Source organism: Lacticaseibacillus casei DSM 20011 = JCM 1134 = ATCC 393, from assembly GCF_000829055.1.
Taxonomy (GTDB): Bacteria; Bacillota; Bacilli; order Lactobacillales; family Lactobacillaceae; genus Lacticaseibacillus; species Lacticaseibacillus casei.
This window is the reverse complement of the sequence record NZ_AP012544.1, coordinates 2,600,880-2,625,069: the sequence shown is the minus strand read 5'-3', so window position 1 is coordinate 2,625,069 and position 24,190 is coordinate 2,600,880. Positions and strand designations below refer to the sequence as shown.

The 24,190-nt window shown below is 49.3% G+C and carries 18 protein-coding genes and 1 pseudogene; 9 read left to right on the top strand and 10 right to left on the bottom strand.

Annotation, left to right across the window (positions count from 1 at the left end; translation table 11 throughout):
• The first annotated feature begins 15 nt into the window (after positions 1-15).
• Positions 16-936 carry an IS30 family transposase gene (locus tag LBCZ_RS12620; protein WP_107750408.1) on the top strand — a complete coding sequence of 307 codons (921 nt, stop codon included), beginning with the start codon at positions 16-18 and terminating at the stop codon, positions 934-936.
• A gap of 311 nt (positions 937-1,247) precedes the next feature.
• Here LBCZ_RS12620 and LBCZ_RS12615 read toward each other — a convergent pair.
• From LBCZ_RS12615 to LBCZ_RS12600, 4 genes and pseudogenes are all read right to left on the bottom strand, one after another.
• Positions 1,248-1,526: pseudogene (locus LBCZ_RS12615) on the bottom strand (PTS system mannose/fructose/sorbose family transporter subunit IID); the annotation flags it as partial.
• 113 nt (positions 1,527-1,639) lie between these two features.
• Entirely contained in the window at positions 1,640-5,995 is a 4,356-nt protein-coding gene (locus LBCZ_RS12610) for a DUF1542 domain-containing protein (RefSeq protein ID WP_039639892.1), read from the bottom strand.
• Positions 5,996-6,043: 48 nt separating this feature from the next.
• Positions 6,044-9,817, bottom strand: a complete 3,774-nt coding sequence (locus tag LBCZ_RS12605) for a lectin-like domain-containing protein (protein ID WP_039639894.1) — start codon at positions 9,815-9,817, stop codon at positions 6,044-6,046.
• 232 nt (positions 9,818-10,049) lie between these two features.
• On the bottom strand, positions 10,050-10,802 hold the full coding sequence (locus LBCZ_RS12600; RefSeq protein ID WP_025013136.1) for a MurR/RpiR family transcriptional regulator: 753 nt from the start codon (positions 10,800-10,802) through the stop codon (positions 10,050-10,052).
• Positions 10,803-10,926: 124 nt separating this feature from the next.
• Here LBCZ_RS12600 and pfkB point away from each other — a divergent pair, with 124 nt between their 5' ends.
• From pfkB to LBCZ_RS12585, 3 genes are all read left to right on the top strand, one after another.
• Entirely contained in the window at positions 10,927-11,856 is a 930-nt protein-coding gene (pfkB, locus tag LBCZ_RS12595) for a 1-phosphofructokinase (protein WP_025013135.1), read from the top strand.
• A gap of 3 nt (positions 11,857-11,859) precedes the next feature.
• Positions 11,860-13,845 (top strand): fructose-specific PTS transporter subunit EIIC, encoded by a 1,986-nt coding sequence (locus LBCZ_RS12590; RefSeq protein WP_025013134.1) that lies wholly within the window; start codon positions 11,860-11,862, stop codon positions 13,843-13,845.
• Positions 13,846-14,520: 675 nt separating this feature from the next.
• Positions 14,521-14,994, top strand: coding sequence for a DUF7679 family protein (locus LBCZ_RS12585; protein ID WP_010490873.1), 474 nt, complete (start codon positions 14,521-14,523; stop codon positions 14,992-14,994).
• Between the two features lie 79 nt (positions 14,995-15,073).
• Here the strand turns inward: LBCZ_RS12585 and LBCZ_RS12580 are convergent, their stop codons facing one another.
• Positions 15,074-15,772 (bottom strand): DUF554 domain-containing protein, encoded by a 699-nt coding sequence (locus LBCZ_RS12580; RefSeq protein WP_025013133.1) that lies wholly within the window; start codon positions 15,770-15,772, stop codon positions 15,074-15,076.
• A 475-nt stretch (positions 15,773-16,247) separates the two neighbouring features.
• On the opposite strand from LBCZ_RS12580, the gene recA reads away from it, so the two are divergent.
• On the top strand, positions 16,248-17,441 hold the full coding sequence (gene recA, locus LBCZ_RS12575) for a recombinase RecA (RefSeq protein WP_025013132.1): 1,194 nt from the start codon (positions 16,248-16,250) through the stop codon (positions 17,439-17,441).
• A 270-nt stretch (positions 17,442-17,711) separates the two neighbouring features.
• Here recA and LBCZ_RS12570 read toward each other — a convergent pair whose 3' ends face one another.
• Both LBCZ_RS12570 and LBCZ_RS16430 read right to left on the bottom strand, forming a co-directional pair.
• A complete protein-coding gene (locus LBCZ_RS12570) occupies positions 17,712-18,917 on the bottom strand; it encodes an aminotransferase-like domain-containing protein (RefSeq protein WP_025013131.1) in 1,206 nt (401 codons plus the stop codon).
• A 130-nt stretch (positions 18,918-19,047) separates the two neighbouring features.
• Entirely contained in the window at positions 19,048-19,341 is a 294-nt protein-coding gene (locus tag LBCZ_RS16430; protein ID WP_191995915.1) for a hypothetical protein, read from the bottom strand.
• On the opposite strand from LBCZ_RS16430, the gene LBCZ_RS12565 reads away from it, so the two are divergent.
• Positions 19,235-20,086, top strand: coding sequence for a LysR family transcriptional regulator (locus LBCZ_RS12565; RefSeq protein ID WP_191995919.1), 852 nt, complete (start codon positions 19,235-19,237; stop codon positions 20,084-20,086). The genes LBCZ_RS16430 and LBCZ_RS12565 overlap by 107 nt on opposite strands.
• Before the next feature lie 5 nt (positions 20,087-20,091).
• On the opposite strand, the gene LBCZ_RS12560 is transcribed toward LBCZ_RS12565, so the two are convergent.
• Positions 20,092-20,574, bottom strand: a complete 483-nt coding sequence (locus LBCZ_RS12560; RefSeq protein ID WP_025013129.1) for a ribonuclease H family protein — start codon at positions 20,572-20,574, stop codon at positions 20,092-20,094.
• 95 nt (positions 20,575-20,669) lie between these two features.
• On the opposite strand from LBCZ_RS12560, the gene LBCZ_RS12555 reads away from it, so the two are divergent.
• Together LBCZ_RS12555 and LBCZ_RS12550 are read left to right on the top strand one after the other, a co-directional pair.
• On the top strand, positions 20,670-21,482 hold the full coding sequence (locus tag LBCZ_RS12555) for a Cof-type HAD-IIB family hydrolase (protein WP_025013128.1): 813 nt from the start codon (positions 20,670-20,672) through the stop codon (positions 21,480-21,482).
• A 41-nt stretch (positions 21,483-21,523) separates the two neighbouring features.
• Positions 21,524-22,225, top strand: coding sequence for a histidine phosphatase family protein (locus tag LBCZ_RS12550; RefSeq protein ID WP_025013127.1), 702 nt, complete (start codon positions 21,524-21,526; stop codon positions 22,223-22,225).
• On the opposite strand, the gene LBCZ_RS12545 is transcribed toward LBCZ_RS12550, so the two are convergent.
• Positions 22,222-22,899 carry a YoaK family protein gene (locus LBCZ_RS12545; RefSeq protein ID WP_039639897.1) on the bottom strand — a complete coding sequence of 226 codons (678 nt, stop codon included), beginning with the start codon at positions 22,897-22,899 and terminating at the stop codon, positions 22,222-22,224. The genes LBCZ_RS12550 and LBCZ_RS12545 overlap by 4 nt on opposite strands.
• A gap of 270 nt (positions 22,900-23,169) precedes the next feature.
• Entirely contained in the window at positions 23,170-23,433 is a 264-nt protein-coding gene (locus LBCZ_RS12540; protein WP_025013126.1) for a hypothetical protein, read from the bottom strand.
• Positions 23,434-23,640: 207 nt separating this feature from the next.
• On the opposite strand from LBCZ_RS12540, the gene LBCZ_RS12535 reads away from it, so the two are divergent.
• Entirely contained in the window at positions 23,641-23,985 is a 345-nt protein-coding gene (locus LBCZ_RS12535; protein ID WP_025013125.1) for a hypothetical protein, read from the top strand.
• The last annotated feature ends 205 nt before the right edge of the window (positions 23,986-24,190 follow it).

Below are 24,190 nucleotides of genomic sequence, written 5' to 3'. Positions count from 1 at the left end.
AGAAGGACAGGTCCCATGGCCATTATAACCTTAATTGAACGATCTCAGATAGAACTGATGCAACACCACACGATTCAATACATCGCCGCGACCTTAGGCCGCTCTCGTATTTCTATTAGGCATGAGCTTCACCGTTGCCCTGAAGGTGATTACTGCGCCATTATAGCTCAGGATCATGCCGATACTTGTCGGCATCGTTGTGGTCGGCACTCGATTTTAACGCCTAAGTTGAAGCGGATGGTAACTGAGAAGCTAAACCTGGGTTGGTCCCCTGAAATGGTCGGTTATGCCGTTCACTGTGCGCCACACACGATTTACCACTGGATTTATCAAAGACAAGTCGATTTTCAGCCAAGCCAACTCTTTGATCACGGTAAACGTCATAAAAGAAGACAAGACCTTCGGTCGCGCTATAACCAAGCAGTAGGCACCTCAATTGAGATTCGCAGTGAGTCAGCTAATCGGCGAACCGAAAAAGGACATTTAGAGATGGATACAGTTCGCGGTGGTCGCGGGTCAAAGGCTGCTGTTTTGACCATTGTCGATCGGGTGACACGTTTAATGGCGACAACTAAGCTTGAAAACTTATCACAAAATGCTGTTCTCAAGGGATTTGCAAGACTGATGGTGGACTTTCCGGGTCCGGTTCGATCAGTGACGGTTGATCACGGTAAAGAGTTTTCCTGCGATCAGGCGCTTACAAAGCGCTATCGGATACCGGTTTACTTTTGCCACGCCTATCACCCGAATGAACGGGGCACAAATGAACGGTTCAATCGAGAACTTCGCTACTATTTCCCGAAGGGAACACACTTTGATCAGGTTTCAGAGACCGATATTCAACAAGCCACAGCGCTTATCAATAACAAACCTAGAAAATGTCTCCGTTGGCAAACCCCAGTTCAAGCAGTGAGCAAGCCTCTTTCTAGGTGGTAACTTTATTATTGCAATCTAGGCATGTTTAGTTCTTTTGGGTAAAGTAATTTGCATCATAAACGATCTAAAATAGTACTATACAGAAACGAATTGGTATCTTCGGTTAATCAAAGGTACAATTGTTAATAATACAGCAGCCTAATTATTTCAAAAACTCATCATATTATTAGTTAACTATAAAAACAAGAGCGTTCATTGTTAGAAAGCTTGACATTGACACATAAAAACGATTCTACGAATTTTGGCTAATCGTGCAAAATGCGTAGAATCGTTTTTATAAATTTGATGATTTTCGGCTAATATTCGAGAATTTAAGCTTTACCGATAATCCCAAAAGCACCTAAAACAATGCCGAGAATCAACACCAGAACAATGAGGCGTGTTGAATTCATCTTTTTCTTGCCAAGCAGCCAGTAACTTAACGCAACCAACGCCACCGGAACCAGCGACGGCATGATTTGATTAAGAACGGGTTGCGCCTTCAAAACGACTTTGCCGGTTTTGAAAACAAACGGTACGTTGGCAGAGACGACAGTGGGGATTAAGGCCCCGACAACGGTAACACCAAGAAGGATCACGGCATCTGCTATGAATAGGATGAATATTGCAAACAAACAAGCCCTCAATCGCGAACTGTTGCCAGTTCCGATTGAGGGCTTGTTTGGGTGAAGATACCGACCTATACGATTACAATAGTTTGACCTCACATACGTTTGCGCTTTTTGCCGGAGGTTGTCAGGCCAGCAATGCCTAAGATTAGCGCACCTAAAACCGCTAACCCATGGGCCTTGTTGTCACCAGTCTGTGGTAAAGAAGCGACTTGGTTTGCTCGTTTGGCGAGGTTAATGACTTTTGGTGTTTCCTGGACAGGGAGCTGCTCAGGTTTCGGAATAGTAGGCGTATTGCGGGTGACAATCTCGGTTTCATGGCGCTCGGTGCTTTTTGTGATGTCCGTTTCCTGGTCTGGCTGTTCGCGAATTGTTTGGGATTCTTCTGTATCCTTTTGTACCCCTGCTAACAACGGATCGTATTCGAGTTGCTCCTGTTCATCCTCGGTTTCAATATCAGCTATTTCTATAAGTTCGCGTTGTTTATCAGCTAAGACCTTGTCTGATGGCTGCTGATTAGTGAGCGTGATTTTGGCAGAATCTTGGGACTCGCGGACCAAAACCATATCACCTGTGATCCGTTCAGTGACTTGATCGTGTTCGGACTGTGTTACCTTTTCTTCAGCAGCTTTTTGGGGAGTTGAGGACGCAATTGGCTGATGCGGCTGATCCGGTGTCGCTTCGCTGACTGCTAGTGCTTTGTTGGTGGCATCGGCTGTCGGTGTTACGTCGATAGCGACTTCAGCTTGTTGGACGGTTTGATCAACAGTACTAGGCTGTTCTGACTTCTCTATGACCATTTGCGTAGTGTTATCGTCAACGACCTGATTGTCTGTGGCAATCGTTGCCACATCAGGCGCCGGTTGTTGGATCGCTTTTTGCTCAGCGATCGATGTGCCGGCTTGGTGGACATTGTTAATGGCGATGATGCCGTTAGTGGCTGCAATTTTGATCGTGTCGGCGGAGGAGGCCTTGTCGATCGCATTTGCAGCAAGTGTCGCTGCCTCGCCAACAGCCGCAATTTGTTGCGTTTTATCTGCAGCCGTGAGCGTTGGATCGCTTTGAATGGTTTGTTCAGCGTTATTCGCGGCATTTGCTACTGCTTGCTTTTGGTGCGTCTTTTGGATTTCCAACGACTGGCCAACTCGGTGCACACTGTTAATGCCAATTTTACCGATCGCAAACGCGGCGTTGATGGCGTCGGCTTTCATTGCCGCATTGACGGCCACTACGGCTATTTGATTAACCTTATGAACGTCGTCGGCTTGTGCTTTTTTCTCCTTTGCGGTTAAGGTGACGTCGGTTTGAATGGTCTGAACGGCTTTAGCAGTCACAGCGTTTAGCTCTCGCTTACGTTGTACTTTTTGATCGGTAATAGAGAGGCCGGCTTGATAGGCGTTGGTGCAGTTGGTCATACCTGCAGTAGTTGCTGTGTGCACGGCATCAGCTGTAGCAGCAGTGGTGAGAATGGCCTGGATGGTGTGATCAATATTGTCAACGGCCGCGGTTTGTTGCCGCTTGTCCGCTATCGTTAACGTGGGGGCGTTTTTGATGCTTCGCTTGGTGCGGTCCACTTTTGAAACCAGCAATCGCTTCATGGCCGTTTTCTGATCGGCGAGCGGGGTACCAGTCTGGTAACTATTGGTGATCGCAACCTTGCCGGCATCAAACGCGGCGTTGATGGTATCTGCCGATGTGGCCATATCGATGTTGGCAAGAGCAGTTGCTTCTGCTTTGGTGATAGCCATGAGTTGCTGTTGTTTCTCCGGTGTGGTTAGCGTTGGATCAGCTTGGATAGTCTTTTTGACTTTAGCAAATACGGAGCTAATGGCCTTCTTTTGAGCGGTTTTTTGGTCGGCAAGGGATGGCCCGTTTTGATGGGCGTTGGCTGCGGCAGTTGTTCCGGTTGCAGCGGCAGCGTTGATTGCATCAGCGGTAGTCGCTGCCTTGATAGCGGTCTGAGTTGTTTTTTCAATCTGGTTGACTGCAGTTATTTGCTGGCGTTTTTCCGCAGCTGTGAGGGTTGCGTCCACCTGAATGGCTTGTTTGACAGTTTTAGCTTTATCAGCGACTGCCTGGATCTGGGTGATTTGCTGCTGAACAATCGCGGTGGCGACTTGATAATTATTGTTGATGGCGATGCGGCCGGCAGCGGTTGCTGCATTGATCGCATCGGCAGTTTTAGCCGCCATGATGGCGGTTTGCGCCGTTTTCTGAGCATTGGTGACTGCGGTGGCTTGCTGCTGTTTTTCGGCAGTTGTCAAAGTAGGATCTGCTTGAATGGGCTGCGCAGTTTTGGCGGCTGCCTGAGCCAGCGCTTGAATTTGCGCGGCTTGTTGATCGGCGATGGCGGTGCCAGGTTGATGAGTCTTGGCGATGGCCATTTTGCCAGCAGCAAATGCGGTATTGATGTCATCAGCAGTTTTGGCCGCCTCAACGGTCGTTTTGGCCGTTTCTCCGGCTTTGGCAGCGGCATTGGCTTGCTGGCTTTTCTCGGTCGCCGTTAAGGTTGGGTCGCTTTGAATGGTTTGGGTAACTTTAAGAACCTCACTGGCTAGTGAGTGCTTGCGGGTGGTTTTCTGGTCAGCGATAGGTTTGCCGGCTTGATGCGCTTGGTGAATGGCTGTCTTGCCAGTGTTAAACGCGGCGTTAATGTCGTCAGCGGTTTTGGCAGCATCAATGGCGACTTGGGCAGTTTTATTGGCCGTGGTAACTGCAGCGAATTGCCGGTTCTTTTCAGCAGCCGTTAGTGTGGCATCATGCTGAATGGCTTGATGGGTGGTGGCGGCTTCATGGTCAAGCGCTTGTTTCCGAGTAGTCTGTTGCGCTGCGATAGGACTGCCGGGTTGATGAACGTTGGCGACGGTGACTTGGCCTGCGACGAGCGCTGCCTTGATATCATCAGCGGATTTCGCCGTGTCAATGGCTGCGACCGTTGTTTGTGCTGCCTTGGTCGCGGCATCGACTTGTCGTTGTTTTTGGGCAGTCGTTAATGTGGCGTCGCCTTGGATCGCTTGGATGATTTTAGCGGTTACGTTATCTAACGCCTGCTTTTGCGCTGTTTTCTGATCAGCCATAGCTTTGCCCGGGTGATACGTCTTTTTAATGGCGGCTTGGCCAGCGTTGAACGCGGCACTGATTGCGTCAGCTGTTTTGGCAGTATCGAGCGTTGTTGCCGCCGTTTGACCTGCGTTATCAGCTGCGGCGGCTTGCTGCTGCTTTTCGGCAGTAGTCAAGGACGCGTCGTGCTGAATAGCTTGCTTGATCTTGGCGAGTTCCTGATTCAGTGCCTGCTTTTTGGCTGCTTGCTGAGCGGCAATTGCGGCGCCGGGTTGGTGAGCAGTGGCCAGGTTGGCTTTGCCAGCGTCAAACGCGGCGTTGATGGTGTCGGCTGACTTGGCATTGTTAATGGCATTTGCAGCTGCCGTTTTGGCTGCCTCTGCATGATCGCTTTGCTGCTGCTTGTCGGTAGTGGTTAAGGTTGGGTCGGCTTGAATATTTTGCTGAATCTTAGCGAGCTCATTGGCCAGTGCCTGTTTTTGGGCATCTTTTTGATCAGCTAAAGGTGTGCCGAGTTGGTGGACTTTTCCAATATCGACTTTACCGGCATCAAACGCCGCATTGATAGCATCCGCGGTCTTAGCGTTATCGATTGCATCGCTAACCGTTTTGAAGGTACGGGCAACCTTATCGAGCTGGTGTTGCTTTTCAGCGGACGTCAAAGTCACGTCACCTTGGATGGTTTGCTCGGCTTGGGTGACGGCGTTGTTAAGCTGTTTCTTTTTGTTGCCTTTTTGGGTATTCAAAGGAAGGCCGACTTGATACGCTGCTGCGATGTTGGTTTTGCCAGTCGCGGTCGCGGCGTTGATCTGGTCGGCGGTGGAAGCAGCATCGATATTGTTCAGCCCGGTCGTCAAGGCTTTGGCGACTGCGTCAAGTTGGGTAGATTTTTCGGCAGTGGTCAAAGTAGGCGTATCTTTGATGGCTTGTTCAACTTGCTTGGATTGCGCAGTGAGCTGGGCCTTTTGCGCCGCCTTCTGATCATCGATTGCCATTCCGGATTGATGGGCTTTGTCGATGTTGTCTTGACTGACGGTGGCGGCTTGCTGAATCGCATCAGCGGTCACCGCCGCATCAATGGCTTGTTTACCAGTTAAAAGAGCCTGATCAACAAGCGCAGTCTGAGTTTTCTTTTCCGTGGCCGGCAATGTTGGGTAATGGATGATGCGATCGATCACGGCAGCTTGTTTGGCTTGTACGGCCTGTTTTTGGCGGGCTTGCTGAGCGGCAATGGCAGCTCCGGATTGGTGGGCGTTGGTGATGTTGGCCTGACCCGCCGCTGCAGCTGTGTTGATGGCGTCAGCGCTAGTTGCTGCGTCAATGTTGGCTTCGCCAGTAGCTAGGGCAGCGTCGAGGCTAGTAAGTTGTTGTTGCTTTTGCGCCGTTGTCAAGGTCGGATCACCTTGAAGGCTTTGTTTGGTCTTATCGGCTGCATCGGCCTACACTTTCTTTTGCGCGACTTTTTGATCAGCCAGCGGTGTGCCTGATTGATGAGTTGAAGTGATCTTTTTGAGCCCGTTATCAGCCGCTTGGTTAATGGCATCTGCATCGGCAGCAGCATCAATTGCTGCTTTGGCATCCGTTAGCATCTGATCAGCTTGGCTTATTTGCCGCTTCATTTCTTTGTTCGTTAACGTGAGATCTTTGTTGATAACATCAGTGATTTCAGCGTGTTTGGAAGTCAACGCCTGCTTCTGCGCAGCTTTTTGATCGGCGATGGCGATGCCGAGTTGGTGCGCGTTGCTGATAGACGTTTTGCCAGCGGCCACGGCCTTGTTGATGGCATCAGCTGTTTTCGCTGTATCAACCGCAGTTTCACTATCAGCCAAGGCGGTGTCAACGTTGGCGACTTGCTGGGCCTTTTGCGTGGTTGTCAACGTTGGATCGTCTTGAATGGCTTGCTTAATATTGGCGGCATCATTTGCCAAGGCCTTTTTTTGCGCGGCTTTTTGGTCGGTTAACGGAACGCCGGGTTGATATGCGGCGGCAATTTTTTTGAGGCCGTCTGCGGTTGCTTGGTTGATTGCGTCTGCACTCGCCGCGGCATCAACGATTGTACTGGCATCGGTCAATGCTTGATCGGCGATACCGATTTGGTGATTCGTTTCAGTCATGGTTAGTGAGAGGTCCTTGTTGCTGACCTCGGCGATTCGATCGCGTTCAGCTTTAAGTGCTTGTTTCTGCGCAACTTTTTGGTCAGCTAATGGCGTTCCCGGGTGATAAGTCGCAGCAATTGCTTTTAAACCATCTTCGGTAGCTTGGTTGATGGTATCTGCATCGGCAGCCGTATCGATAGCCGCCGTGGCATCAGAAAAAGCCTGATCAGCTTGGCTAATCTGGTGCTTCTGGGCCTCACTTGTCAGTGTCAGATCCTGATTAATGACATCAGTGATTTTATCGTGCTTGGCTTGCAACGCCTTTTTCTGCGCTGCTTTTTGATCGGCAACGGCGACCCCGGATTGCGGGATCTTGTTGATCTTGTCTTTGGCGGCTGCCGCAGCTTTGTTGATCTTGTCGGCATTGCCAACAGCGTCAATGCTCGCTTCGCCATCTGTCAAAGCGGTATCAACGCTCGCAAGTTGCGTTTGCTTTTCTGCGGTTGTCAAAGTCGGATCGGCTTGAATCGTTTGCTTAGCGTTGGCGGCTTCGGTTGCCAGCATTTTTTTCTGTGCGGCTCTTTGATCAGCTAACGGGATGCCGGGTTGGTAGGCGGCCGTGATTTTTTGTAGGCCATCATCGGCTGCTTGCACGATGCCATCCGCATCAGTGGCAGCATCAATGGCCGTTTCGGCAGCTGCTAACGCCTGATCGGCCGTATCCGTTTGGTGAGTGGTTTCAGCCATCGTTAACGTCAAATCTTTAAAACTGATGTCCGCAATCTTATCGCGCTCGGTTTTCAATGCTTGTTTCTGAGCGGCCTTTTGATCGGCGAGGTCGGTTCCGCGTTGATGAACATTTAAAATGGCAGACGCACTAGTTGCTTCAGCTTTGTTGATTTTGTCAGCAGTAATGGCTGTATCAATGGCAGCTTCGCCATCTTTTAACACTGTATCAACGCTAGCAAGTTGGATCTTCTTTTCAGCAGTTGTCAAAGTTCGATCACTTTGAATGAATTGCTTAGCTTTGTCAGCTGTATTTGCCAAGGCTTGCTTTTTCGCAACTTTTTGGTCAGCTAAGGGAACTCCGGGTTGATAGGCAGCGGCGATTTGCTTCAAACCACTTGCGGCCGCTTTGTTGATCGCATCTGCGCTTGCTGCTGCATCAACGGCCGCACTGGCATTGGCTAGCGCCTGATCGGCAATGCTGGTTTGTTGCTTCGTTTCAGCAAGCGTTAGCGCATAATCCCTATAACTCACGTCCGCAATTCGGTCGCGTTCGGCTTTCAATGCCTTTTTCTGTGCCGCTTTTTGGTCAGCTAAAGAAGCTCCCGGTTGATAAGCGTCGGTAATCTTTTGTAGCCCGTCTGCTGCCGCTTGATTGACGATATCTGCCTCGGCTGCTGCATCAATGGCTGCATTAGCCCCTGATAGTGCCTTGTCGGCTTGGGCAATTTGATCGTTCGTTTCTTGCATTGTTAGTGTCAGATCTTTGGTGCTAGTGTCGGCAATTTCATCACGCTTGGTTTTCAATGCTTGCTTCTTTGCGGCTTTTTGGTCAGCTAAGGGAACTCCGGGTTGATGCACTTGATTGACGCTGATTTTACCAGCTGCAAGAACCTTGTTGATTTTATCAGCAGTATTGGCTGCATCAATGGCGGTTTCCCCATCTGTCACGGCATTGTCAACGAGGCCGAATTGCTTTTTCCTCTGTGCAGTTGTCAAAGTCGGGTCTTTTTGAATGGTTTGCTTAGCACTGGTTGCTGCATTGGCGAGTGCGTTCTTTTGGGCGGCTTTTTGGTCAGCTAAAGGCACGCCTGGTTGGTAGGCCGCAGCAATCTTTTTCAAGCCGTTTTCGGCAGCCTGACTAATGCCGTTTGCATCACTGGCCGCATCAACCGCCGCCGTTGCATCTGCCAAGGCCTGATCAGCAGCGAGCGTTTGTTGCTTCGTTTCAGCCATCGTTAAGGCATAATCTTTATAACTCACATCGGCAATCTGATCGCGTTTTGCTTTTAACGCCTGCTTTTGTGTCGCCTTTTGATCGGCCAGTGGCGGACCGGATTTGTGAATGTCGTCAATTTTGGCTTTTGCTGTATCGAAAGCCGCAATGGCATCACCGGTTTTAGTTGCTTGGTCAATCGCGGATTTTCCGTTCTGAAGCGCCTGATCAATCGCATCGCACAATTGCTTGCGTTGCGCATTCGTCAATGTGGGATCTTGATTAATAGCGTTTTTAGGTGCGGTGATCGTGGGGGTCAGATTGTTTTTCAAGTTTTCTTTCACCGTGTCTAATCCCGGGGTAAAGCTAAACGATTCAAAGTCGAACGCATGTTGATTCATTTTGCCGCCGGTTGACCCGGAGATGAACATTGACAGTTGATCGTTTTTGATATAGGGTGCCGCATTGAATTTGATCGTTGCACCGCTTCCGGTGACGGTCATGATCCGGTTGTCACCATCGTAATTGACGATCAACTCGGAGTACTGGCCGTTTGCGCCCTGAATTTTAGCGTGACTCACGCCTTCGCCACCGTCAACGCCAGCTACTTGGTTACCTTTTGCGTCGTCAGTGTAGATAACGTTCATTTGGTTGGCGCGATAAACATCTGGCAAAGCTCCCTCTGTCCGAACGCCGTTATAATACACATCGAATTTAACCCCAAAAGCGTTTTTTAGCCCGCCTAAGCCAAAAGCATTTCCGGCATCACCAAGCACACCGGGTTTCGTATCGGCGAATCGAAAAGCCACCCCATCAGCACCGTCTGGGTCATCGCCCAGATACAACCGGCCCTTGAGTGTGAAACTCTGGCTCATATCGATCTTGGTGTTTAAGGCAACACTCCCTGTTCGATCGGGTAAGTTAGGCGTGAGTTGCACTTGCGTCTTTGAATCTTTGGGATAAAAAGAGGCTGAACCGCTGAGTTTAAAATACTGGGAAAACTCATTAGGTCCAACCTTAATTGAAACATCTGTTATTGAAGTTGCGTAAACGGGAACGGCTTCGCAAAGCTGTGGAACGGCTAAGCTGCCGATGATGCCAAACGAGACTGAGATCAGTGCGGTTATCCAGAACTTACCGCTTTTGTAGCGTTTGTAATGTACTTTCGAGTCCAATTTTGTTTCTCCTGAATGGTATTAGGTCTGACACATTTTTGCGTTACAACCTGATTTAGCAACTAGCATAGCATATATTACCAATTGAACAAGACAATTTTTGCAATTGGTTGAGACTTGTTGGTTAACAAACTTATGTTATTTAAAAATAGCTGCATGTCTGGTATAAAAAGTAGCTCGACTGAATTTTTAGTATGTTGAATGTTCAGTCTTTAAAAACAACAGAACGTGATCAACGCGCCTGCTTCCGCTTCCGCACCACATAACTATCTAGTAAAATCCGACTCATCACTTGCAATGGCAAACGCGAAGCCACTTCATATTTGTCGAAATAGGCGGCCTTTGATTTATAGCCCACAAATAATTCATCAGCATATTGGACAATGGGCGCTTCGGCGTTGGTCGTCAAAATGATTTGCGGGATGTCGCGTGCTGCCAGCGTTTTGGCGGCGGCGACGAGTTCAGGCGTTTCACCGTTCAAAGTAATCGTGAGGGCGACTGCTTTTGGACTGATCTGTCCGGCAATGGTTTGAATAATGTTGGGATCACTGAAAAATTCGGCATACTTGCCAAGCAGCTGAAGTTTTAGCGTGATCTCAGAAGCGATCGATTCTGACAAGCCGCGGGCGAGTACCAGGACGATCTCGGCTTTGGCGAGCAATTGCACCGAATCTTCAATGACGGAAACTTTTAAGTTGTCGAGGGTGTTATGAACCTCAATTTGATTTTGCATGATCACTTTTTTAATCTGATCATCGACCTGATCAAGAATCCCAAAAGGTTCAGCATCCCCAATGCGTTTCAACAAGTTATGCCGAAATTCGGTGTAGCCGTTGAAGCCTTTTTTCTTCATGGTTCGGACAATGGTGGCAGGCGACACGTTGGCAGCGGCGCTTAACTGTGTGATCGAGGCGTTGACGACTGTCTGCTGGTGGTTTTCGATGTAATCCCAAAGATATGCTTCTGTTGGACTAAGTGTGGCCATAAACAACCTCCTGAAAAACATTTTCGATCCGGTACCAAAATCGCTGAAAGCAGAAAACTCTTTTCGCATGAAAGCGGTTAACATAGAAATAAGCAAAAACGAATGACATGAAGGAGCGGTTAATTTGATTTATACGCTGACGTTAAATCCGGCAATTGATCTTTTTATTAAAACTCAGACAATGGCCCCCAATACGGTGAATCGGACAGATAGCTATGATATTCAGGCGAATGGGAAAGGCGTCAATGTCAGCTGTATCTTGAAGCGGCGCGGAGTAGATAATGTCGCGCTTGGCGTGGGCGGTGGCTTTACACTGGATTATATTGCCGACTTTTTGACGCAGCAGGGCATTCGCAATCATTTTTATAAAGATGCCGGGTTTACCCGGATTAATGTGTTTACGCGGGTCGTGAGTGACAACACGGAATACAAACTGGTCAATCCCGGCCCCGAAATTAGCCCAGCAACATTAAAACAATTATATCAACAACTGACCACGCTGGGTGCTGAAGATTGGCTCTGCGTCTCGGGTAGTTTTGCGCAGGGCATTGAGCCGAGTTTTTTGTTGAAGCTGGGCGCCTTGAGTCAGGAGCGAGGTTTTCAGTTGATCATCGATAGTGCTTATCCTGAAGCCGTCGAAGCCTTGGCGTATCGGCCACTGTTAGTGAAGCCAAATGATGCGGAGTTGATGAGCTGGTTTGATCAATCCGGCGCGGCTGATCTGGCGACCATGGTGGCTTTAGGGCATCGGGCACTGGACGCCGGGGCGCAGAATGTTCTGGTTTCACTGGGCGCTGAGGGAGCGTTGTTCATGAATCATGAAGTTACGCTGGTTGGCAACGCCCCTAAAATTGACGTGCTCAACACGGCAGGCGCAGGTGACACCATGCTCGGCACCTTTTTAGCCGGGTTGTATCAAAAGCAAGATTTGGCCGCCACATTGAAATTAGCGATTGCGGCCGGCAGTGACACGGCCCGGCGCGCATGGATCACGGATTTTACCCGGACAGATGAATTACTGACGCAAATTGAGATCAAGCAATTGGAGGGTTAGATAATGGCAAAATATGATTTGATTGCGGCAACCGGCTGTGCGACCGGCATCGCGCATACTTATATGGCGCAAGAAGCGTTGGAACAGGCCGCCAAAAAGATGGGCCTAACGATCAAAGTGGAAACGCACGGCCAGACCGGTGTGGATGACCCATTGACGCAGGCTGAGATCTCAGGGGCCAAAGGGGTTGTCATCGCTTCGGACATTGATGTGGACGCCGATCGGTTTGCCGGTAAGCCGCTGGTCAATGTTCCGGTGGCAGCGGGTATCCGCGAGCCGGACAAACTCATCAAGGAAGCTTTAAGTGACAGTACGCCGGTTTATATGCCAAAAGGCGGGACAGCCAAGGCTAGTGCCGATGAAAACGTTGAAACCAGCACTGCCGGCATTGGCAACAAGATTTATACCAGTTTAATGAACGGGGTTTCGCACATGCTGCCGCTAGTGGTTGCCGGCGGGGTGTTGATCGCTGTTTCATTTTTCTGGGGGATTTACTCGGCTGACCCGAAGAATGCCGAATACAACCAATTCGCGGCCATGCTCAATGCGGTCGGCAGTGCAGCGATGGGCTTGATGGTGCCGGTCTTAGCAGCATACATCGGTGAAGCCGTGGCGAAGCGATCCGGCTTAATTGTGGGCATGGCAGTCGGGATGATCGCTTACAACGGCGGCAACGGGTCCGGATTCCTAGGCGCAATTGTCGGTGGCTACATGGCCGGACTGGTTATTCTAATGTTACAAAAAGCGTTTGCCTTTATGCCTGACAAGGAATTTCGTGGCTTAAAAGCGATTTTCCTTTATCCGGTATTAGGGGTTTTCATTGCCGGTTCGATTATGTATCTGATCAACACGCCCATGAAGGCGATGAATCTCGGCTTGATGGCGTGGTTAAAAGGACTTGAAAGGTCCAGCCCGATTATTTTAGGCGTTGTGGTTGGCGTCATGTGTGCTGCCGACTTTGGTGGTCCGATTAACAAAGCTGCGTATCTGACAGGTACCGCATTACTCGCACAAGGTAATTACTTTTTCATGGCCGGTGTGTCAGCCGCCTGCATTGCGCCGCCACTGGCGACCACGATTTCGGTTTTGCTGAATCCTAAAGCTTACAATCGTGACGAGCGCAGTGCCGGTTACGTCAATGCTTTGCTAGGGTCGACACATATTACCGAAGGCGCGATCCCGTTCGCAGCCAAAAATCCACTGATGAACATTCCTGCCTTTATGGTTGGCTCAGCGATTGCGGCAGTGCTGACATACATGTCGCGCATTCAAGTGCCGGCACCCCATGGTGGGTTCATCGTTTTGCCACTGGTGAACAAACCGTTTCTCTGGGTCGCATGGATTTTGGTTGGTGCGGCTGCATCAGGCGTTCTTTTAGCCATGATTGCCGGGCGCTCTGCTAGAAAACGCGGCGTGAAAACCGGCGTGGTTGAAGCGGCTGTGGCAGCGGAAGGAGCTGCAGACGATGCGACCGCGGCACCAGTGAAGGTTGACCCGGTGCGCAACCAGCCGGCACCGGTCGATGATCAGGCCAACGAAACCTTTGACCCGAGTGACATTTTGAGTAAGGAAAACATCGAAGTTGATGTGCCTGCTAAAACGCGTGACGATGTCTTACACTACTTGGCGGACATGGCGGTTAAAAATGGCCTTGCCACGGATGCCGATGCGATTTTTAAAAAGTATGTTGCCCGCGAAGAAGAAGGTTCGACAGGCATGGAAAAAGGTATCGCCATTCCGCATGCACAGGATGCCACGATTAAGCAATCAGCAATGCTGGTGTTGCATTTGGCACAGCCGGTTGATTGGAAGACGTTTGATGGTAAACCGGTGACAGCTGTGATTTCGTTTTTGATTCCGGAACATGACAGCGGTGGTCATTTGAAGTATTTGTCGAATACGGCAAAGTTGCTGACGCATGAGGATTTTGTCAAGGCGTTTCAGGCGGCACGGACGCCGGATGCTTTGTATGCGTTGTTTAAACGCTAGGGTATGTTTGTAGGCGTGAGAAGTCTCCCGGTGTGGGGGCTTTTTTTGCGTTAGAGGATGTTCTATTTGAGGCAAATGTGAGGGGAGGGCTTTCGTGTTCTATAACGCGTTCGCCAGCCTTGGCTGAAGATCGTTCTATTGGAGGCAAAGAGCCAATTTATTTCCGCTTTCTATAACGCGTTCGCTGGCGCAGAAGCCTACATGTAAGGACCTCGAAACCAAATGGCCAAAACCCAGCCATTTGGTTTCGAGGCCACTTACACTCCGGCTTCTAACCGCGCCAGCTCACGCTCACACCAAAAAAGCAGACCGCTGGGTGGGCGGCCTGCTGGGGGTGTCTGATCGTTTGGGGGACGATCGACGATTTCTACTTTGGAGGAGTAAAAATGAAAAAGTTGGGTTGGGGTTTTAGGAATGAGTGGGTAGCTCATTTCTATGTTTCTTATACTACAGACAGGGTGTGAATGAAATGTGAAGGCAAATGCAATATTCTATTATATCTTTGTGGTGATTGTGTTCACATTTGAATTCACCGCTTGCGTCGCCGAGGTTGGTTAGTTTGGCGGAGGGTTAATTAACGAAACAAACGTTCTTTATGCAAATCCGAACATTTCGTGTTAAACTTTTTTCAGCAGTACAAGTCGCCTTAGGGGCCAAGGTAAGTGGGGTGGTAACATGAAGAAGCAACATATCGTTGTACGGGTTCGCCGTCCGGATGGGTTGGTTTTGGACTTCCGGTTACCCAAAGATGTTACGCATGCAATTAAGGTAAGTCCGCAAACTGACTGGTTTGAGCGGCTGCGCGGTGGACTGATTGTCGCACCAATGGCGCCATACGTCGGTAAAGGGCATACCGCATTTTTCATCGGCCGGATTGAACGGGTTTATTATTCGGGAAGGCAGTTAAAACGCTTTACGCGAAGCCAGTTTCTGTTGCCAGATGTCTGGCGCGAGCAGGATTTACTTGAGAGCTTCACATTCTTGCGGCATGATCATGCATGGTTGAATCGTTTGTACATTAAAGACGATCTGCGCTATTGGTATCACGATGCGAATTCGCGCATTTTGACCAAAATCCGTGATTGGCATTGTAAAGTGGTTTATCGGCGTTTTCAAAGCGGCCGGCAAGGATTGATTCCTAATTTCTGATCGGAGCCGCAAAAATAGTAATAGGTAACAGACTATTAAAAAGCAGGTCAAGGCGCGGCCTGCTTTTTAGATACCTAATTTATAAAAAATACTGACCTGTTAGAATCGCCAGGAGAACGAGTAATCCCGGTAAAAGATTGGAGATTCGAATCTTGGTGATGTCCATGAGGTTCAAACCAATTCCTAGAATCATCAAACCGCCAATTGCGCCGATTTCGCGCAAGGACGTCGCCAACAAGGTTTTGGGGATGAACTGGACTAAGAAACTGGCTAACAGCGTGATCGTACCTTGATACAAGACCACGGGGATAGCGGAAAACATAACGCCGATGCCAAGTGAAGCGGTCATCATGATGGCCATGAAACCGTCCATGACCGCTTTTGTGTAAAGTGTTGCGTTATCACCGGACACGCCGGCCTGAATCGCACCGAGAATACTCATGGCACCGATGACGGCGATTAAAGTAGCAGTGACGAAACCTTCTGCAAAGTGACTGTTGCCTTTTGCAAAGCGCTCCTGCAACTTGAGACCAAGATGATTCATGCCGTCTTCAATATGCAGCCACTCACCCAGCAGGCCACCAAGAAACAGGCTAATGATGATGACAATGAAGCTCTTGGTCTGCAACGCCATCTGAATGCCTAGCGCAAACGTGCCAAGTCCCAGACTTTTGGTAATCGTGTCCTTGGCGTTGTCGCTAATATTGTGCAAAACCAGCCCAAGCAGACCGCCGCCGATAATGGTTAAGCCGTTGACAAAGGAACCCATGAACATCATTATTTTTCTCCACCTTGTGTGTATGATTGCCATCACTGACCGAACCATCATAGCATGTTTTCAACAGAGCGCGAACTGGCGCGTTCAGAAACCGGAGTGTAAGTGGCCTTGGGCGTGATGGCGGTTTTTGCCATTGCGCCCAAGGTCCTTACACGCAGGTTTCTGCGCCGGTGAGCGCGTTTCCGAGACGCAGCAGAGAACTCGTGGCCGCTAAACTCAAATGGCCAGGCTTTGGCCATTTGTGTCTTGAGGCCCTTACACGCAGACTCCTGCCCCAGCAAACGCTTTTCAGCCCATCAATAACAGCAGATTTTTCCCAATCGCCCGGTTGCTTCAGGTAAAATAGAAGGGAAACCAATTTGGCACGCAGAAAAATCCGTTTTGTTGAACGAAAAGCTTGCAAAAAACAAACGCATGTTCGATAATGTAACTAGTGTATTTTAAGCGTTATAGACGCGTAATTAAGGAGACAAGTATGGCGAAGAAAACGACCACAAAGAATGCAAATACAAAATCTGATACCACAGATCGCGAAACCGAATTAGAAAAGGCGCTGCAGAAAATCAAGAAGGCGTTTGGTGAAGGCGCCGTGATGAAAATGGGTGATCGGCCGGAACTGAAGGTTGATGTTGTTTCGACCGGCATTCTTTCACTGGACCTGGCGCTTGGTGTCGGCGGGTTGCCACGCGGCCGGATTGTGGAAATCTATGGTCCTGAAAGTACCGGGAAAACCACGATTGCACTGCAGACGATCGCAGAGTTGCAAAAGTCCGGCGGCAAGGCAGCTTATATTGATGCCGAAAACGCGATGGATCCAAAGTATGCGGCTGAATTGGGGGTTAACATTGACGACCTTCTGTTATCCCAGCCAAACTCGGGCGAACAGGGATTGGAAATTGCCGAAATGCTGATCGAATCTGCCGCCGTGGAAATTGTCGTGATTGATTCAGTTGCCGCTTTGGTTCCCAAGGCTGAAATCGAAGGCGCCATTGGTGACAGTCATGTCGGCTTACAAGCGCGGTTAATGTCGCAAGCACTGCGTAAAATGGCCGGGTCGATTAACAATACCAATACATTGGTCATCTTTATCAATCAGTTGCGGGAAAAAGTCGGCGTGATGTTTGGCAATCCGGAAGTCACACCGGGTGGACGCGCTTTGAAGTTCTATGCCTCGGTTCGTATTGAGGTTAAAAAAGGCCAGCAAGTCAAAGATGGCAAAGATGTGATCGGTTTTGCCAGCAAGCTGAAGGTTACCAAAAACAAGGTGGCACCACCATTTAAGACGGTTGAAACCACGATGTCATTTGGCCATGGGATTGAGCACAACACCGACATGATCAACTTAGTGACGGAAAAAGACAGTAAGTTTGATGTCATCACCAAGTCAGGATCCTGGTATAACTACGGCAAAGAGCGTTTAGGCCAAGGACTTGTGAACGCCTCCCATTATCTGGATGAACATCCGGAAATTTCTAAGGAAATCGAAGCCAAAATCCGTGAACAGGCCGCACCTAAGAAGCCTGAAGAAACGGACGACGACAAGAAGGATGCTAAAAAAGACGTCAAGTCAACTGACGAAGCCAAGACTGAAAAGCCAGCTGAGGCCGATGAAAAGCAGGATGACAAGAAAGATGATCCATCAAGCTTTGGCGTTGATCGGTTAGTTTAAGCATCACGTTGATTATTTTCGAAAAGTTATCGGTCCACAACAAAAGGCTCGCTGCCAAAACGCAGCGAGCCTTTTTTGGGGTGATGATCGGATGGGGGCCAATCATCTTTTTCTTTGGAGGAGAAAAATGAAAATTAGGTTGGGGTTTAGGAATGAGTGGGTGGCTCATTTCTATGGTGCCAATACTACTGGCAAAGTATGACGAAAATGTGATGGTTACTTTGTCATTTTGTAAAGTTTACCGCCTAAGCAACACGATTCGTCAGGGAACTAAGCCCGCTCGGCAACCAAAGTAGGCTGGTGCAATGCCATTTTCAAAGCATCGCCTAATGCCTTGATACCGGTGTCAATTTGATCTAAGGTCGGGCCGGTGAAGTTGAGCCGGGCGCCGTTGACTTGCGCGGAGGTCGCATATAGATTGGCCGATGGCACATAGGAGATGTTGTTTTCCGGCAATAGATGCTGCTTCATGAAGGCACCCATGTCAAAACCAGCCGGCATGGTGAGCCATAGGAAGAAGCCACCGTCAGGATTGTTGAAGTGGGCTTCAGCCGGCATGTAGCGGGTCATGGCGGCGACCATCGCATCCTTCTTCTCCCGGTAGCGATCCTGAATCTGCTTGATGTGCGCATCCAGATCGTTTTCTTCCATGTAATCATTGATGCCGTGCATGGTCAGGTTGCTGGATTCCAGGTCGCTGCCGCCTTTTAATGCGATCAGCTCTTTCAAAAGTTCCGGTGCAGCAACTAACCAGCCCATTCGCAAGCTAGGTGAGAGGATCTTGCTGAAGCTGCCGAGATAGATGACGCGGCCTTCTGTATCCATTGATTTGATGGTAGGCAGTGGCTTGCCATCATAGCGAAGATCACGGTAAGGATTGTCTTCGAGGATCATTACGTCGTATTGATTGGCAAGGCGAATCATGGCCTTCCGCTTGGCAAGCGACATCACGATGCCGGTTGGATTTTGAAAATCCGGTACCGTGTAGATGAACTTGACGGAACGGCTCATCAAGACTCGTTGCAAAGCGTTGATGTCAATGCCATCGTCCTGCATCGGCACTTCGTAATAAGTTGGCTGATAAGCATTAAACGCAGCCAAGGCGCCTAAGTAGGTTGGCGCTTCAACCACCAGACCGTCGCCAGGATCAAGCATTAACCGCGCGACCAGATCGATGCCTTGCTGGGCACCTTGCGTCATCATGATATCGGCAGCACGTGTCCGCATACCGGTGGCTCGCAGCCGCGCCGCAATCTTTTCCTGTAATGGCAGGTAGCCTTGAGTGCTGGCGTATTGCAGCAATTCGGTATCGCCGCTGGTAAAACTGTGCTTAAAAGCGCGGTTGAGCTGCTGAGTCGGGAACAGGCTGCGATCCGGATAACCGCCGGCAAAGGAAATCACATTCGGGCCGGAAGCCGCGAACAGATCCTCTAAGCCTGATTTACCGGTTTTTTGTGTACGTTTTGCGAATTTCATGATGAAAATCCCCCTTTGGTATCGATGCAAGAAGCGGCGCGATACCTTCGTCGCGCTGGTTCAAAAATCCGATCAACGCTTTCTTATTGACACTAGTGTAAAACGGCTCGTATGATTGAGTAAAGCTCAACTATTTCAGGTTAAGTTGAATATTGTTCATGCTAAAAAGAACGAACACGCTTGGCGATTGATGTGACGGGATTTGTCTTGCTGAAGTGACAAGCGCTGTCACTTCAGCTTCGCGGTGAAAGGGAAGAAAAAATATCACGGGTAATTTTTCGTATGAGGTTTTTAGCAAGGTCGTTGAACGCGGCACACTGGCGCAAGCGGCGGCGGAATTAAATGTCACACCGAGTGCGGTCAGCCACAGCATCAGCCAACTGGAAAGCGAGCTAGGCTTTCCGCTGCTGATTCGCAATCGCACCGGCGTGACCCTAACCGAAGACGGTGCGCAGGTGTTGCCGATTATTCAAAGTATTCAAAATCTTGAGGAGCAACTGTCACAGGTTGCCGATAACATCAATGGCGTCAATACCGGGCGCATTCGCATCGGCGCGTTTTCGTCGGTGTCCACGAATTGGCTGCCCACGATTATTCAGCGGTTTAAAAAGCGGTATCCGCACATTGAAATCAGCGTGGTTCAAGGGACCTTCAATCGCATTGTGGATGCCGTTCGATTGGGGACGGCTGATCTGGGATTTTCATCACTGCCGGTTGGCCCGGGGGTGGTCGTGGAGCCGTTGTTGAAAGATCCGATTTACTGTATCACGCCGAAAAGCTTCAAACCCAAGAATGGTAAAACAGTGACGCAGGCGGATGTCGAAAAGCGGAACTTTATTCTTCAACAAATCGACTACGACCGCGATACCAAGCGCGCTTTGGACCGTTATCATGTGTCGACAAACACCATCAACTACTCAATTGATGACCAAAGTATTTTATCAATGGTTGAGTCGGGCTTGGGGCTTGGCATTTTACCCAAACTGGCCTTGCAGAAGTTGGTGGGGGATGTTAATGTTTATCCGTTTTCTGAACCATTTTCCCGGACGTTATGTTTGGTGATTAATCCGACCATTAAAAAATCACCTTCTGTCCAAAAGATGCAGCAGGTGATTAACGGATTCTTAGCGGAGACCTATGGAGAAGCTTTTTTAGGCCATCAAGGGTAAAATAGTCAGGAGCGATCATCGAGCCGATCCATGGTTTGGTTTAATGCCTCATCAACGCGATTGTTGTTATGATTGGTCGCATGGCCCTTCACTTTATGAAATGTCACGTGATCGAAGCGATTGATTTGATGCAGCAGTGCCTGCCATAGCTCCGCGTTTTTAACCGGCTTGCCGTGATTGCGCCAGCCGTTTTGCTGCCACTTGACCCACCAGCGCTGTTGCATGGTGTTGATCACGTATGCGGAATCGGAGTAAACGTCGACCGGAATATCGGTGCGCTTGATCGCTTTTAATCCTTGAATCACCGCCATAATTTCCATATAATTATTGGTTCGGCCGTAATCGCCTTCAGAGAGCATTTTCTCATGCTTCCCATAGATCAGTAACGCCGCCCACGCGCTTTTATCGGTGGGACGGACTGAGCCACCTGCGTGATTGCCGGTGTTGCGATTGCCGCCGTCTGTATAAAGTACAATTGATTCAGCCATCTTGTCCTCGCTTTCTAACTACCTATTGTAGGGGAACGGGTTGCAGATGGCTATCCTTGATCATTTTCGAAAAAAGATTGAAAAGAGGCTGCTGCATGAATCGTTATCTTATCGCACTGGATTTGGATGGTACGACCTTGAACGCTGATGGCCAGTTGAGCGCTGGCACGATCGCTGTTTTGCAGGCGGCGCAGGCAGCAGGTCATTTGGTGGTCATTGCCACTGGCCGCCCGGATGCGATTTCCGAACAATTTTATGATGCTTTGAAGCTGCAAAGGCCGATGATCAATTTTAACGGTGCCTTGATTCACATGCCGCACCGCCACTGGCAGTATGAAAAGGAAGTCACAATTCCGATTCCGGTTGCCTTGTCTTTGCGCCAGTTGAAGCAAGAGTTTGCGTTTAAGGTCATGGTGGCAGAAGGCAAGCGCTTGTTGGTGGCGGATCGGCCATACGCCAACATCCCGTTTTTACCGGATCGCCTGCATCCTGATGCGTTGTTGGATGAGCAGGGGTTGCGGCAGGCGCCGATTTCGGTCACCATGTTTATGGAAGCCAAGATCTTTAAACCGGTTGCCGCGCAGGTTGCGGCGTTGTATCCGCATCTGGCGGCCAAGACCTGGGGCGCCTGGAGCGGGGAGTACACGGCATTGGAAGTCACCAGCCGCAATACGAGTAAATCCCGGGCATTGGCTTATGTGGCGGGATGTTACGGCATTGATCAGTCGCATATCATTGCGTTTGGCGACGATATGAATGATTTGGATATGCTGCAATTTGCTGGTCATGGGGTGGCCATGAAAAATGCGCGCCCAGCCATTCTTGCAGCGGCGGACGCGCATACGCCAAGTGATAACGAACACGATGGCGTTGCGGATTATTTAGCGGATTACCTGAAACTGGCTTAGGGACAAGTCAGCAAGAGAAATGGAATTAGGGGATTATTATCATGACAACGCTTTATCTTGTCCGTCACGGGCAAACCGAATTTAATGTTCAAAAACGGGTTCAGGGAATGGTTGATTCTGCCTTAACCGCCAAAGGCATTGCGGATGCCAAAGCATTGGGATTAGGGTTTAAGACAGCAGGCATTCGATTTGATGCGGCATTTGCGAGTGATTTGACCCGCGCAATCGACACGGCGCATTTTATTTTAAGCGGGCTAGATGAACCGTTGCCGGTCACAACGCTGATGGGCTTACGTGAAGAAAATTATGGCAAGTTTGAAGGGCAGCTGGCGAATGATTTTTCATTAGCGACCATGGGTGTTGCCAATTTTCACAAAGCCTTGGCCAATCGCGAAATCACTTTGGCGCAAACGGCTGATGCGGCGTTTGCGGCTAATATGGATCAGCATCCGAATACTGCCGAGACGAATCGCATGGTTCAGGAACGGCTCAATCGGACTTTGCGCGCAATTGCCGTGGAAGCCGAGACAAAAGATTGGCAGCGCGTTTTGGTGGTGACCCACGGAACCGCTGCGTTGATGTGGTTGAATTACATCCACTACAACATTGATGGACGGGAAATGCTCGACAATGCCAGTGTGACCAAATTATCGTGGACTAATGAGCGTTTTCGGGTCACCGATTTTAATGACTTAGGCTTCCTGCATCAGGGGCAGAAAGTGGCTGGGGAAGCCAGCGCTTAATGCAGTTTAATCTGGTCTTGCCAGAAAATGCCGTCAATGGCGATTAGGCATAGTGCCGCGCCGGCCAAAGCATAGGTGCCGATATAGTGGGTGAGGATGCTGGTGATACCAGCGCCAGCCGCAAAACTCAGGATAATGGTACCGATCACAGCTGCGGATTCGCGGCTTTTTTGCTGGCCGCGAATGAAGCCATCATAGAGATTCTGAGCAGCTGTCCGGAGATTGCCGGTCATCATTAATGAAGTAAACGGGCCCCCGCGTAACCGGCGGAACTCCTGAAGTTGGGCGGCAGCAATGAGCGAGACCATGGCGCTGGCGACTAAGTCAGGCAGCCAGCGACCCAGCAGACTGACAAGCAAAATTAACCCAATTTCGTACTGAACGATCCAGCGTTGTTCACTCAAGGGATGTTGACGTTTATCGGCTTGCAGTTGAATGGCCCGTGCCGCCATCGTGCCGAACATGAAGGCCAGAATCGGTACGATATAACGAATCGCCGTATACCATTGTGCCTGACTAAGATGCACACCTAATAGGATAACATTCCCGGTTTGCAAGCCAGCGAAGACTTCACCGTGCAGCAAGTAGGTAAACGCATCAAAGCTACCAGCAGCGCCGGTAAGCAACGTGCCGATTAATAGACTTTCGTGGATGGGCTGATCTTTGATTTGCATATGGATTGCCGCCTTTTAATGATAATGTGTGAACCGCGCCACTTATTGTACCCAAATTCGCCATCTTGACAACGAAAATGCCTTGGCAGTCAAGATAGCTACAAGTCGTTTAAACACCTAAGTTAAGTTTTAGCTACTAAAAACCCCGGATAGCCTAGTTTGCGGGCTGCCGGGGGTAGTTTGTTCTATTGGGATGCGACTAAGTAAACAATAACAACCGGCATGGCCACAGCGTTAGTAAGTCATGCTTGGCTGATCGTTATCGGATGATTATTTTTTCTGATCCTCGGCTGATTCTGGGGGGAATGCCAAGACAGTGCCGCCGCCAAGGTTTTTGGTCATGGCGTGGAAATTTGTTACAATCTTAAAATTCAGCTCTGAAGCATTCTGTCGGTCTTGTTCTGCATAGTCAGTAATGGTGAGCAATGCAGAGTTTTCGTAAACTTTCTCGATTTTCCCGGTAAAAGGCGCTTCCATGTCTTCCTTAACCTGACAAACCACAGCGTCCCCGAGATGTAATTTTTCTTTTTCCATAATGCCTCCAGCCTTTCAAAAATTCCCAACATAAGTGGCATATTATAACATTCGTTCTCCAATATCAAGGTACTAAAGGCGGAAAGTTTCAAAATCCTAAAAATATTTCTTTATTTTTTGAAAACGGCGACGTTGCCGGCAGAGGGCTTTTCAAAAACGGCCTAAAAGTGGTTATAATGGAATAAAATAGAAAGGACGAATTTAGTCATGGCAGCTAGCAACACAACGATCGATCAATTGAATGAAGCGGCACAACAGACCGCACGGGAAACTTTTGCAAAATTTTACCTTAACCGGTTCTTTGGAGCGGGGTTAGACGTTTTCTCCCAGCTTGATAAGCAAGGAGATTTGGCCGATATTAACCATTATCTCCTCGACAACCGTACTTTAACGCGGGAGGAATTGACGAGCGGCTTGTTGACGCATCGGTCAGGTAATCTGCTGGATCTTCTGAAGCAGGTTAAGGTTAAGTACAATGCACAAGGCGCTCCGGAAACACCATGGCAAGAATGGTATGCTGCGCAGATTGATAAGCTGCCGCAGGGACTTTAAGCAGCGATTGCGATAAGCGTTTGGTTTAAGCGGTTATCGGAAACGTATTTGAAATGATTGTATTGATGAGTGTTAAAGAGAATCGGTCATAGAAACTTGTGATGTTTCTATGGCCGATTTCATATAAGGGTTTGTTCACTATAACGCGTTCACCGGCGCAGGAGCCTGCGTGTAAGGACCTTGGTCGCAATGGTCAAAGCCCGAC

Bases quoted from the DNA above. Each gene is read 5' to 3' on its own strand.
- LBCZ_RS12620 (WP_107750408.1), top strand. From the start codon at position 16: ATGGCCATTATAACCTTAATTGAACGATCTCAGATAGAACTGATGCAA.
- LBCZ_RS12600 (WP_025013136.1), bottom strand. From the start codon at position 10,802: ATGGCCACACTTAGTCCAACAGAAGCATATCTTTGGGATTACATCGAA.
- LBCZ_RS12590 (WP_025013134.1), top strand. From the start codon at position 11,860: ATGGCAAAATATGATTTGATTGCGGCAACCGGCTGTGCGACCGGCATC.
- LBCZ_RS12585 (WP_010490873.1), top strand. From the start codon at position 14,521: ATGAAGAAGCAACATATCGTTGTACGGGTTCGCCGTCCGGATGGGTTG.
- LBCZ_RS12580 (WP_025013133.1), bottom strand. From the start codon at position 15,772: ATGATGTTCATGGGTTCCTTTGTCAACGGCTTAACCATTATCGGCGGC.
- recA (WP_025013132.1), top strand. From the start codon at position 16,248: ATGGCGAAGAAAACGACCACAAAGAATGCAAATACAAAATCTGATACC.
- LBCZ_RS12570 (WP_025013131.1), bottom strand. From the start codon at position 18,917: ATGAAATTCGCAAAACGTACACAAAAAACCGGTAAATCAGGCTTAGAG.
- LBCZ_RS12560 (WP_025013129.1), bottom strand. From the start codon at position 20,574: ATGGCTGAATCAATTGTACTTTATACAGACGGCGGCAATCGCAACACC.
- LBCZ_RS12555 (WP_025013128.1), top strand. From the start codon at position 20,670: ATGAATCGTTATCTTATCGCACTGGATTTGGATGGTACGACCTTGAAC.
- LBCZ_RS12550 (WP_025013127.1), top strand. From the start codon at position 21,524: ATGACAACGCTTTATCTTGTCCGTCACGGGCAAACCGAATTTAATGTT.
- LBCZ_RS12545 (WP_039639897.1), bottom strand. From the start codon at position 22,899: ATGCAAATCAAAGATCAGCCCATCCACGAAAGTCTATTAATCGGCACG.
- LBCZ_RS12540 (WP_025013126.1), bottom strand. From the start codon at position 23,433: ATGGAAAAAGAAAAATTACATCTCGGGGACGCTGTGGTTTGTCAGGTT.
- LBCZ_RS12535 (WP_025013125.1), top strand. From the start codon at position 23,641: ATGGCAGCTAGCAACACAACGATCGATCAATTGAATGAAGCGGCACAA.